The organism is Streptomyces sp. NPDC097640 (genome assembly GCF_040302705.1).
Taxonomy (GTDB): domain Bacteria; phylum Actinomycetota; class Actinomycetes; order Streptomycetales; family Streptomycetaceae; genus Streptomyces.
On record NZ_JBEOSB010000016.1, the window covers coordinates 50,884 to 62,026 of the forward strand.

Genomic DNA, 11,143 nt, shown 5'->3' on the forward strand with positions numbered 1-11,143 from the left:
TATGTCCCCCTCCGGGCCGCCCCGCATGTGGCGTAGTCCGGCATACGCCCGTTATGCGCCGCCACCTCGCGCCGCCGACCCGTGGGCCGAGGCCGTGGAGCCGCGGACCACCAGCTCCGGGAGGAACACGAACTCGCTGGGCGGGGCCGGGGTGCCGCCGATCTCCTCCAGCAGGGCCCGCACCGCGGCCTGGCCCATCGACTGCACGGGCTTGCGGATGGTGGTCAGCGGCGGGTCCGTGAAGGCGATCAGCGGCGAGTCGTCGAAACCGACCACCGAGATGTCCCGCGGCACCTCCAGGCCCTGCTGCCTGGCCGCCCGTATGGCCCCCAGCGCCATCATGTCGCTCGCGCACACCACCGCCGTGCAGCCGCGCTCGATCAGCGCGCCCGCAGCCGCCTGGCCGCCCTCCAGCGTGTAGAGCGAGTGCTGGATCAGCTCCTCGGACTCCTCGGGAGCCAGCCCCAGCTGCTCGCGCATCGCGTTCTGGAAGCCCTCGATCTTCCGCAGTACGGGCACGAACCGCTTGGGGCCGAGCGCCAGCCCGATCCGGGTGTGCCCGAGCGAGGCCAGGTGGGTCACCGCCAGCAGCATCGCCGCCCGGTCGTCGGGCGAGATGAACGGCGCCCGCACCTTGGGGGAGTAGCCGTCGACCAGGACGAACGGCACGCCCTGGCCGCGCAGCTGGTCGTAGCGCTGCATATCGGCGCTGGTGTCCGCGTGCAGCCCGGAGACGAAGATGATCCCCGACACCCCGCGGTCCACCAGCATCTCCGTCAGCTCGTCCTCGGTCGAGCCGCCCGGGGTCTGGGTGGCCAGCACCGGGGTGTAGCCCTGGCGGGTCAGCGCCTGGCCGATCACCTGGGCGAGCGCCGGGAAGATCGGGTTCTCCAGCTCGGGGGTGATCAGGCCCACCAGCCCCGCGCTGCGCTGCCGCAGCCGCACCGGACGCTCGTAGCCGAGCACGTCGAGTGCGGCCAGGACGGATTCGCGGGTGGTCGCCGCCACGCCGGGCTTGCCGTTCAGGACGCGGCTGACGGTGGCTTCGCTGACCCCCGCTTGGGCTGCGATGTCGGCGAGCCGTGCGGTCATGGGGCTGGACTGTACCGGTCGCATGTCAGATTGCCCACCACGCGCAGGAATCGGCGGGAATGCGCACGGTGCCGGCCCCGTACTCCAGCGGTGCCGAGGACAGCAGCGCGCGCCCGGGGACGGGCATTTCCACCTCCTCCGCGAGGGTGTTGAGGGTGCACACGAATCCCGGGCGGGACAGCGCGAGCACCCCGCCGGGCGCGTCCAGCCAGTCCATGGGGGTGTCGCCGAGGCCGGGCAGCTCCCTGCGCACCGCGAGCGCCTCGCGGTACAGCTCCAGCGTAGAGTCCGGGTCCCCGGTCTGCGCCTCCACCGACAGATTCCGCCAGTCGGCGGGCTGCGGCAGCCAGCTGCCGCCGGGGCCGAAGCCGTACGACTCGCCCTCGCGCGCCCAGGGGATGGGCACCCGGCAGCCGTCCCGGAAGCCGTCCTGGCCGCTCTCGCGGAAGGTGCGGAAGAACGCCGGGTCCTGGCGGCAGTCGTCGGGCAGGTCGATGACCTCCGGCAGCCCCAGCTCCTCGCCCTGGTAGATGTACGTCGAGCCGGGCAGCGCCAGCATCAGCAGGGCCGCGGCCCGGGCCCGGCGCAGGCCCTGGGCGGGGCTGTCCTCGGCGTAGCGGGTGGGGTGCCGGACCACGTCGTGGTTGGAGAGCACCCAGGTGGTGGGGGCGCCCACGGAGGCGGTCGCGGCCAGCGACTCGTCGATCACCTCGCGCATCGCCGCCGCGTCCCACGGGCACCTGAGGAACTGGAAGTTGAACGCCTGGTGCAGTTCGTCGGGGCGCACGTACAGCGCCAGCCGCTCGGAGGTGGGCGCCCACGCCTCGGCGACGCCGATGCGCGCCGGGCCGCTTTCGTGGGCCCGGCTGTAGGAGTCCAGCAGCCGCCGCCAGGAGCGGTGGATCTCGTGCACCCCGTCCTGGTCGAAGAACGGCAGCACCTGCGCGCCGATCAGCTTGGCCTGCTCGGTGCGGCCGATGTCGGGCAGGCCAGGGGCCTTGACCATGCCGTGCGCGACATCGATACGGAAGCCGTCCACGCCCAGGTCCAGCCAGAACTTCAGGACGGACGCGAACTCGTCGGCGACCTCGGGGCAGTCCCAGTTGAGGTCGGGCTGCTCGGGCGCGAAGAGGTGCAGATACCACTCGCCGGGGGTGCCGTCGGGGCCGGTGGTGCGGGTCCAGGCCGGGCCGCCGAAGACCGACTCCCAGTCGTTGGGCGGCAGCTCGCCGTCCGCGCCGCGGCCCGGGCGGAAGTGGTAGCGCTCGCGGGCCGCCCCCCGAGGCCGGTCCGCGAGCGCCTCCTGGAACCACACATGCCGGTCGGAGGTGTGGTTCGGAACGATGTCCACGATCACCTTGAGGCCCAGTTCATGGGCGGTACGCACCAGGTCGTCGGCGTCGGAGAGGGTGCCGAACAGCGGGTCGACGGCGCGGTAGTCGGCCACGTCGTAGCCGCCGTCGGCCTGCGGCGAGGCGTAGAAGGGGGTCAGCCAGACCGCGTCCACGCCCAGCCGGGCCAGGTGCGGCAGCCGTTCGCGGGCGCCGCGCAGGTCGCCGACGCCGTCGCCGTCGCTGTCGGCGAAGGACCGTACGTACACCTGGTAGATGACGGCGTCGCGCCACCAGTCCGCACCGCTGGACGGGCGCGCGGTCTCGGTCTGGGGGGAGGTGGTGAGCTCCTGGGTCATGCCGGTGAACGTAACAGCTCTGCAATGCCTTGCGGAAGAGTTTGCAGGGGCTCGGGGCGTCCCGGCGGGGGCTCAGGGTGAGGTCCCGGCGGCGCCGGGGCGCATCGGCGCCCGAGTCAAGCGCCAGAGCGGCTACCAGTGGGACACGCGGAGGTAACGATCCCGGGTCCTTGCTGAAATCTGCTGCAAAGTCTTTCGGCTCATTTGCATCCCTGTTACGTTCCTCGGCAACTCGGCGCCGCGATGGAGCGGCCGGCTTTGGAGGGGTTCAGATGCGACGTGGCATAGCGACCACCGCACTCGTCGCGGCGATGGCGCTCGCGGCGACCGCGTGCGGCGGTGACAACGACAACGGCAGCGGCGGGGGCGGGAAGTCCTCCGGGGAGATCTCCGGCACCGTGACCTACTGGGACACCTCGAACGAAGCCGAGAAGGGCACCTACCGGCAGCTCGCCGAGGACTTCAGCAAGAAGTACCCGAAGGTCAAGGTCAACTACGTCAACGTCCCCTTCGGCGAGACGCTGAACAAGTTCAAGAACGCCGCGGGCAGCGGCGGCTCCGGCGCCCCGGACGTGCTGCGCGCCGAGGTCGCCTGGACCCAGGACCTCGCCAACATCGGCTATCTGGCCCCGCTGGACGGCACCCCCGCGCTCGCAGACGAGTCGGACTATCTGCCCAAGGCCGCCGCCGGCACCAAGTTCAAGGACAAGACCTACGCCGTGCCGCAGGTCATCGACACCCTCGGCCTCTTCTACAACAAGAAGCTGCTGAAGGAGGCCGGCGTCGAGCCGCCGACCAGCTGGACCGAGCTCGAGGCGGCCGCGAAGAAGATCAAGGAGAAGACCGGCAAGACCGGTCTCTACCTGCGCGGCGACGACGCCTACTGGTACCTGCCCTTCATCTACGGCGAGGGCGGTGACCTCCTGGACACCAAGGCCCACAAGGTCACCGTCGACGAGGAGCCGGGCGTCCGGGCCTTCGCGGCCGCCCGCGACCTGGTCAAGTCCGGCGCGGCGGTCACCGACGCCACCGACGGCTGGGACAACATGCAGAACGCCATCAAGAACGGCGATGTCGCGATGACCGTCAACGGGCCGTGGGCGATCGAGGACACCCTGGCCGGCAAGGCGTTCAAGGACGACAAGGACAACCTCGGCGTGGTCCCCGTCCCGGCCGGCAGCAAGGCCCAGGGCTCCCCGCAGGGCGGCCAGAACCTCACCGTCTACGCCGGATCCAAGAACCTGGACGCCTCCTACGCCTTCGTCAAGTACATGAGCTCGCCCGAGGTCCAGGCCAGGACCACCGAGAAGCTCAGCCTGCTGCCGACCCGCACCTCGGTCTACGCGGACAAGGCGGTCGCGGCCAACCCCAACGTCAAGTTCTTCAAGTCGGCCGTGGACAAGGCCGTCGAGCGCCCGTGGATCCCCGAGGGGAACAGCCTCTTCCAGGCGATCCTGGTGCAGTTCCCGAACGTGGTGACCGGCAAGACCTCCCCCGAGAAGGCGGCGAAGGCGGTCGGCGACGCGTACCGCAAGCTCCTCAAGGGCGACTGGAAGTAGGGACCCGCGACGATGACTGTCGAGACCGGGCAGTCGGCGGGATCGGCCGCGGGCGCGAACGGCGCCCGCGGCCCGGCCCGCGAGACCGCTGACAAGGGCAGGACGGGCGGGACCGGCAAGGGCGGCGGGCGGCCCCCCGGCCGGATCCGCAACGCGCTGAGCCGCCACTGGTACGCCTGGGCCATGGTCGCCCCCGTGGTGTTGGTGATCGGGCTGATCATCGGCTATCCGCTGGTGCGCGGCCTCTACCTCTCGTTCACCGACGCCAACGAGGCGAACGTCGAGCGCACCATCGGGATGAACCACATCCCCGCGACCTACAAGTCCGTCGGCCTGGACAACTTCACCGCGATCCTCAAGGACCAGGTCTTCTGGGACCGGCTCGGCTGGACCCTGACCTGGACCGTCGCCTGTGTCACCGTCACCTTCGCGCTGGGCCTGGGCCTGGCCGTCCTGCTGAACCGCACCTTCGCCGGCCGCGCCGTCTACCGTTCGCTGCTGATCCTGCCCTGGGCCGTCCCCGCCTTCGTCTCGGTCTTCGCCTGGCGCCTCCTCTACAACGAGAAGAACGGCATCCTCAACAAGATCCTGGACGGCGGCGGCATCGACGCCGTGCCCTGGCTGAACGACCCCACCATGGCCAAGATCGCGGTGATCGCGGTGAACGTCTGGCTCGGGGTGCCGTTCATGCTGGTCGCGCTGCTCGGCGGATTGCAGTCCATCCCCGGTGAGCTGTACGAGGCCGCCGAGATGGACGGGGCCGGGCCGGGGCAGCGGTTCCGCCACATCACCCTGCCCGGGCTGCGGTCGGTCGGCTCCACCGTGGTCCTGCTGTCGACCATCTGGACCTTCAACATGTTCCCGGTGATCTTCCTGCTCACCCGCGGCGGACCGGGCGACAGCACGGAGATCCTGGTGACGTACGCCTACCGGCTGTCGTTCGTCAACAGCCCGCGCGACTTCGCGGGCGCCTCCGCATGGGGCGTACTCATCCTGCTGATCCTCATGCTCTTCGCGCTGGTCTACCGCCGCGCGCTCCGCCGGCAGGGAGAGGTGTGGTGACCATGCGCGACCAACGACGCTCCCCGCTGGCCTCGATCGGCCTGCACGCGACCCTGATCGTCGCCTCCGCCGTCGCGGTCTTCCCGCCGCTGTGGCTGCTGGTGACCTCCCTCAAGCCCAAGAGCGAGGCGTTCTCCACGGACGTGGTGAAGAACCCGACGTTCGCCAACTACCGCCATGTCCTCGCCGATACGGAGTTCCTCACCTGGTTCGGCAACTCGCTGTTCATCGTGGTGATCACCACGCTGCTCGGCGTGTTCGTGGCGGCCACCACCGGATACGCCGTCAGCCGCTTCCGCTTCCCCGGGATGCGCCCGCTGATGTGGCTGCTGCTGATCACCCAGATGTTCCCGGTGGCCATCCTCATCGTCCCGCTGTACAACATCATGTCGACGCTGGGCTGGCTCAACCAGCCGGTGGCCCTGATCGTCACCTACCTCACCGTCGCCGTGCCGTTCTGCGCCTGGATGATGAAGGGCTTCTTCGACACCATCCCGGTGGAGATCGACGAGGCGGGCCGGGTCGACGGGCTCAACCCCTTCGGCACCTTCTGGCGGCTGGTGGTGCCGCTGGCCAAGCCGGGCCTCGCGGTGACCGGGTTCTACACCTTCATCACCGCCTGGGCCGAGGTCGCCTACGCCTCCGCCTTCATGACGGGGGAGGAGAACCTCACCCTCTCGGCCGGGCTCCAGACCTTCGTCAACCAGTACAGCTCGGACTGGGGCTCCATGACCGCGGCCGCCGTCATGATCGCCATCCCGGCGACCCTGGTGTTCTCCTGGGCCCAGCGCCACCTGGTCGCCGGGCTCACCTCCGGCGCGACCAAGTCGTAAGTTCCTTGCGCAAGTTCTTGCAGCAGTGTCTCCAGTGTCTCGATCGTCCCTTGCACTCCCCCCACCCAGCAGGAGGAACGATGGCCACAAGAACCCTCGCCGCAGCCCTCGCCCTGGCGGCGGGCGCCGCGCTGACCGCCGCCCTGCCGGGGCAGGCGCAGGCCGCGCCGCCCGGCGACAAGGACGTCACCGCCGAACTCTTCGAGTGGAAGTACGACTCGGTGGCCAAGGAGTGCACCAGCACGCTGGGGCCGGCCGGCTACGGCTATGTCGAGGTGTCCCCGGCGACCGAGCACATCCAGGGCGGTCAGTGGTGGACCTCGTACCAGCCCGTCAGCTACAAGATCGCCGGTCGGCTCGGCGACCGCGCCGCCTTCAAGAACATGATCGACACCTGCCACGCGGCGGGCGTGAAGGTCGTCGCCGACGCCGTCATCAACCACATGTCGGCGGGGTCCGGCACCGGCACCGGCGGCTCCTCGTACACCAAGTACGACTACCCCGGCATCTACCAGTCCCAGGACATGGACGACTGCACCGCGCAGATCAGCAACTACCAGGACCGCTGGAACGTCCAGCGCTGCGAGCTGGTGGGCCTGGCCGACCTGGACACCGGCGAGCCGTATGTGCGCGACCGGATCGCCCAGTACCTCAACGACCTGCTCTCGCTCGGCGTCGACGGCTTCCGGATCGACGCCGCCAAGCACATGGCCGCCGACGACCTGGCCGCGATCAAGGGCAAGCTCAGCAACCCGAACGTCTACTGGAAGCAGGAGGCCATCTACGGCGCGGGCGAGGCCGTCTCGCCGACCGAGTACCTGGGCAACGGCGATGTCCAGGAATTCCGCTACGGCCGCGATCTCAAGCGCGTCTTCACCGGCGAGAAACTGGCCTACCTCAACAACTTCGGCGAGGGCTGGGGCTATATGGCCTCGGATAAATCCGGTGTCTTCGTCGACAACTGGGACACCGAGCGCAATGGCTCCACCCTGTCCTACAAGGACAACGCCAACTACACCCTCGCCAACGTCTTCATGCTGGCCTGGCCCTACGGCTCCCCGGACGTCCACTCCGGCTATGAGTTCTCCGACAACGACGCCGGGCCGCCCAACGGGGGCACGGTGAACGCCTGCTGGCAGGACGGCTGGAAATGCCAGCACAAATGGCCCGAGATCATCAAAATGGTGGCCTTCCGCAACACGGCGCGCGGCACGGCGGTCACCAACTGGTGGGACAACGGCAACAACGCCATCGCCTTCGGGCGCGGTGACAGGGCGTACGTCGCCATCAACCACGAGAGCGGCTCGCTGACCCGGACCTTCCAGACCTCGCTGCCCGCGGGCGACTACTGCGATGTGCAGAGCGGCAGGGGCGTCACGGTCAACTCCTCCGGCCAGTTCACCGCCACCCTCGGCAGCAACACCGCGGTGGCCCTGCACACGGGCGCGAGGAGCTGCGGCTGAGTTCCTGGCGTTGGTTCGGAGCCGCACATCGGCTGATGTGCGGCTCCTGCGCCGTTACGCGGGCTTGGTGCGGTTGAACCGGTCGGGGGTACCGTTGTTCCAGGTGAGGGTGAGGGTCTGGCCGCCGTTGCTGACCTGGCCCGTGCCGTGCAAGGTCTGGCCCTTGCAGGTGAAGGAAGCGGTCATCGAGGCGCTGATGGTCCCGGTGCAGGTCCCTTCGTTGCCGCTCACGACAAAGGTCGCGCCGTTGATCCTCATAGTGATCAAGCCGCCCTTATTGTCCCGCACCCGGTAGTACCACGTGCCCTGGATGCTCGCCAACTGGCCGGAGGCGGTGGGCGGGGCGACGCTCGTACGGCTCGGGACCGGGGCCTTGCTGGGCGCGCTGGTGGTGCGGCTGGGAACTGGGGTCACGGTCTTGCCGGGGGCCTTGCTGCGGCTCGGGGTCGCCGTGGGGTCGGCGGACTTCATATCGTCCGACTCACCGGTGCCGGAAGGCGTGGGCTTGCCCGTTTCCTCGGCCTGACTGGCGCTCTTGTCTTCCTTGGCCGGTGCCGCCGACTTTCCGTCGCCGTCGTCGCTTCCGCAGCCGGTCAGAGTGAGTGCCAGCACCGCGAGGGCGGTGGCGGCGATCGAAGTCGTTATCCGCACGAGATATCCTGCCGTACCCGATTCAATATTCGGAATTTCTATGGACCCCGGCGAGCCTTCCACGCGCGGCAAGTCGAAATCCAGCGTTCACCGGGGTTCTCTGGATCAGTTCCGCTGTACTGCGGATAATCGCTTTCCGGGCGGAGCGACGGTATGTCAGGGTCGGCGGGTGCACACTTCCCGACGTGACCTGCTGCGCTGGCAGTTCGAGCTGACCTGGGCCCTGTTCGAGTATCACCTGGAACGGCTGGAGCCGGAGGACTTCCTGTGGGAGCCCGCCGCCCACTGCTGGACGGTGCGTCAGCAGCCGGACGGAAAGTGGGTGCCCGACTGGGCCGACACCGAGCCCGATCCCGTCCCGGTCCCCACCATCGCCTGGCTGACCTGGCACATCGGCTGGTGGTGGAGCACGGCCCTCGACCACGCCGAGGGCCGGACGCCCCAGGAGCGGACCGAGGTCACCTGGCCGGGCGACGGACAGGCGGCCGTCAAGTGGCTGCGCGCGCTGCGCGAGGACTGGCTGGAGGTGCTGGACGGGCTCGGCGACGCCGAGCTGGACGCCGTCGCGCACTTCCCCTGGCAGGGCGACCCGCAGTACAGCGTGGCCCACATGGCCGGCTGGGTGAACGCCGAACTCATGAAGAACGCCGCCGAGACAGGCCAGCTGAGGCTGGCCCGCGCGGCGTCCCGGGACTGAGCGTCAGCGCAGCGTCGCGGGCCCGCCCGTCAGCGCAGCGCCGTGAGCCGGCCGCCCGATGACAGGCGGCCGCTCAGCCGGGCCTGGTCGCCCGCCTGGGCGGGCAGCGCCAGCAGCCGTCCCGCCGCCCTGCCCCGCACATCGCCGCGCGCCGCGACGGAGGTCACCTGGGTGCTGCCCGCGGCCAGCAGATACCACCGCCCGGTGCGCGACTTCCACAGCGCGCCCATCAGCACCCGCGGCTCACGCGGCCCGCAGGCCGGGGAGCCGTCCGCGCTCGCGACGACCGCGGCCGGGGAGCCCGGGTCCCTGGCCGGCGGCTGGAACTGGGCCAGCACCCGGTCGCCCGCACCCCGCCAGGTCTCGGCGCGCGTGCACACCCAGTCCGCCGCGCCGCCGCCCTCGGGCAGCCGCTGCGCCGCGAACCGCCAGGCGTTCACCGAGCGCACGCCCCGCGCGTGCAGCAGCGGCAGCCGGCAGGCGGTGTGCGCCCAGGCCTCCCGGGCCTGCGCGCCCGCCACATCCCGCGGCCCGCCGGCCCGCCCGCCCGGAGCGCCGTACGTCAGCCGGGCCGGGACGAGCTCGCCCAGGTCCGTCACCAGGCGCGACCCGAGCCGCAGCGCCGTCCAGCTCTCGCAGTCCGGCGCCCGCCCCGGACCGCGCACCAGGCCCGCACCGCCCGCGCGCACCGGGTCGGTCACCCCGTCCGCCGCCAGCCGCAGCGGCCGCGCCGCCTCGCCGGGCCGCACCAGGTCGCGTACGGAGGGGTGGCGCACCCAAGGGGCCGTCAGATAGCGGACGTTCCCGTCCGTGCGGGTGATGACCAGGGCGGTCGAGGAGGCCGCGTCGGCGGCGTCGGCCCGCGCGAACTCCACCGCCACGCGGCCGCCGTCGCCGCGCCCCTGCTCGGCGTACCGCACCAACCGCAGCCCGTCGTACAGCAGGACCACCGTCACCTGGTCGACCTCGCCCGCGTACAGCAGCTGCGGCGGCCCCGACGGCGGGCCGGACTGGGTGCCGGGCGTGGCCGACACCAGCACCGAGCGGCCCGGCCGGGCCCAGACGGCCAGCGCGCGGCGCAGCAGCGGCATGTCCTCCGTACGGTCGCCGCGCGCGGGCCAGGACGAGAAGTCGGCGCGGGTCGCGGTGCGCCACACCTCGGGCGTGGCGCGGGTCAGCCGGGCCGGGTCCAGCGCCCGCTCCGAGGCCGGGTTGCGCGCGTACGGGGGCGCTGCCGCGCCGCCCGGGCCCCAGCCCTCGCCCGGCAGGCCGAGCAGCGCGCCGCACACCAACAGCGCGGCGCCCGCGGCCAGCGCCGCCCGCCCGTGCTGGCGGCGCCGCAGCAGATCGGTGGGCCGGGCCTGGAGCGAACACGGGTCGAACTCGGGGGACTCCAGCAGCGCCCCGTCCCGGCTGCCCGCCGGGTCCTCCACCGTGTCCGCCTCCGCGAGGGCGTCCCGCGGGTCGGCGACCCCAGCGGCCTTCAGCACCTCGCGCACCTCGCGGTCGCCCAACCGCTCCAGGCCGCGCAGCACATACGCGGCGCGGCCCGGGCCCGACAGCTCCGACAGCGCCTTGTCCAGGGCGAGTTCATCGGCCCCGCCCGGCCGCGGGAACAGCCGCAGCCCCCACACCCGCGGCAGCGCCGGGGCCAGCGGCCCGCGCCGCCGCCGCGCGGCGCGCAGCGCTCCGCGCAGCACCCGCAGCCGTACGAAGGCGTATCCGGCGTCCACCGCCGCGCTCTCCGGCGCGCGCTGCCCGGGCAGCCGGGGCCCGGAGCCGGCGCCGCTGTCGGGCTCCGTGTCCGCGTCCGTATCCGCGACCGTGTCCGCGCCCGTATCCGCGCCCGTATCCGCGCCCGTGTTCGTCCGGTTGCGGGGCAGCGCGCGCTGCGCGAGCGCGTGCGCCGCCAACACCCGCCGCGTGCGCCCCATGCCGGGCGGCAGCACCAGGTAGCCGAGCCGCACCAGGCGCGGGTAGTGCTCGACGATGGCGGCCTCGGCCTGCTCGACGTCGATGAGGGAGAGGGAATCGCCGGAGAGGTTGGCTGTCGCCTGTTGCTGCTCCACGGTGTGGAGAACGAGCGCCGCATGCGA

Annotated in this window: 8 protein-coding genes and 1 pseudogene; 5 read left to right on the plus strand and 4 right to left on the minus strand. The window is 71.4% G+C overall.

Features of this window, described 5'->3' with window-relative positions:
* Positions 1-51 precede the first annotated feature (51 nt).
* The gene (locus ABTY62_RS24860; protein ID WP_352131642.1) at positions 52-1,092 is read right to left on the minus strand and encodes a LacI family DNA-binding transcriptional regulator; all 1,041 of its coding nucleotides are present in this window, start codon (positions 1,090-1,092) and stop codon (positions 52-54) included.
* A gap of 25 nt (positions 1,093-1,117) precedes the next feature.
* Positions 1,118-2,782, minus strand: a complete 1,665-nt coding sequence (locus tag ABTY62_RS24865) for a glycoside hydrolase family 13 protein (protein ID WP_352131643.1) — start codon at positions 2,780-2,782, stop codon at positions 1,118-1,120.
* 272 nt (positions 2,783-3,054) lie between these two features.
* On the opposite strand from ABTY62_RS24865, the gene ABTY62_RS24870 reads away from it, so the two are divergent.
* The 4 genes and pseudogenes from ABTY62_RS24870 to ABTY62_RS24885 all read left to right on the plus strand — a co-directional run.
* A complete protein-coding gene (locus tag ABTY62_RS24870; protein WP_352131644.1) occupies positions 3,055-4,341 on the plus strand; it encodes an extracellular solute-binding protein in 1,287 nt (428 codons plus the stop codon).
* Between the two features lie 12 nt (positions 4,342-4,353).
* Complete coding sequence (locus ABTY62_RS24875) at positions 4,354-5,403, plus strand: carbohydrate ABC transporter permease (RefSeq protein WP_352131645.1); 1,050 nt, start codon at positions 4,354-4,356, stop codon at positions 5,401-5,403.
* A 2-nt stretch (positions 5,404-5,405) separates the two neighbouring features.
* The gene (locus ABTY62_RS24880) at positions 5,406-6,236 is read left to right on the plus strand and encodes a sugar ABC transporter permease (protein WP_352131646.1); all 831 of its coding nucleotides are present in this window, start codon (positions 5,406-5,408) and stop codon (positions 6,234-6,236) included.
* A gap of 80 nt (positions 6,237-6,316) precedes the next feature.
* Positions 6,317-7,696, plus strand: a pseudogene (locus ABTY62_RS24885) (alpha-amylase); the annotation flags it as partial.
* A gap of 57 nt (positions 7,697-7,753) precedes the next feature.
* Here ABTY62_RS24885 and ABTY62_RS24890 read toward each other — a convergent pair.
* Positions 7,754-8,350 (minus strand): hypothetical protein, encoded by a 597-nt coding sequence (locus ABTY62_RS24890; RefSeq protein ID WP_352131647.1) that lies wholly within the window; start codon positions 8,348-8,350, stop codon positions 7,754-7,756.
* Positions 8,351-8,519: 169 nt separating this feature from the next.
* Here ABTY62_RS24890 and ABTY62_RS24895 point away from each other — a divergent pair, with 169 nt between their 5' ends.
* Positions 8,520-9,047 carry a DinB family protein gene (locus ABTY62_RS24895; RefSeq protein WP_352131648.1) on the plus strand — a complete coding sequence of 176 codons (528 nt, stop codon included), beginning with the start codon at positions 8,520-8,522 and terminating at the stop codon, positions 9,045-9,047.
* Positions 9,048-9,076: 29 nt separating this feature from the next.
* Here the strand turns inward: ABTY62_RS24895 and ABTY62_RS24900 are convergent, their stop codons facing one another.
* Positions 9,077-11,116 (minus strand): hypothetical protein, encoded by a 2,040-nt coding sequence (locus tag ABTY62_RS24900; RefSeq protein ID WP_352131649.1) that lies wholly within the window; start codon positions 11,114-11,116, stop codon positions 9,077-9,079.
* Positions 11,117-11,143 lie beyond the last annotated feature (27 nt).

Excerpts from the sequence above, each read along its gene's own strand:
- ABTY62_RS24860 (WP_352131642.1), bottom strand. The coding sequence starts at position 1,092 with ATGACCGCACGGCTCGCCGACATCGCAGCCCAAGCGGGGGTCAGCGAA.
- ABTY62_RS24865 (WP_352131643.1), bottom strand. The coding sequence starts at position 2,782 with ATGACCCAGGAGCTCACCACCTCCCCCCAGACCGAGACCGCGCGCCCG.
- ABTY62_RS24870 (WP_352131644.1), top strand. The coding sequence starts at position 3,055 with ATGCGACGTGGCATAGCGACCACCGCACTCGTCGCGGCGATGGCGCTC.
- ABTY62_RS24875 (WP_352131645.1), top strand. The coding sequence starts at position 4,354 with ATGACTGTCGAGACCGGGCAGTCGGCGGGATCGGCCGCGGGCGCGAAC.
- ABTY62_RS24880 (WP_352131646.1), top strand. The coding sequence starts at position 5,406 with ATGCGCGACCAACGACGCTCCCCGCTGGCCTCGATCGGCCTGCACGCG.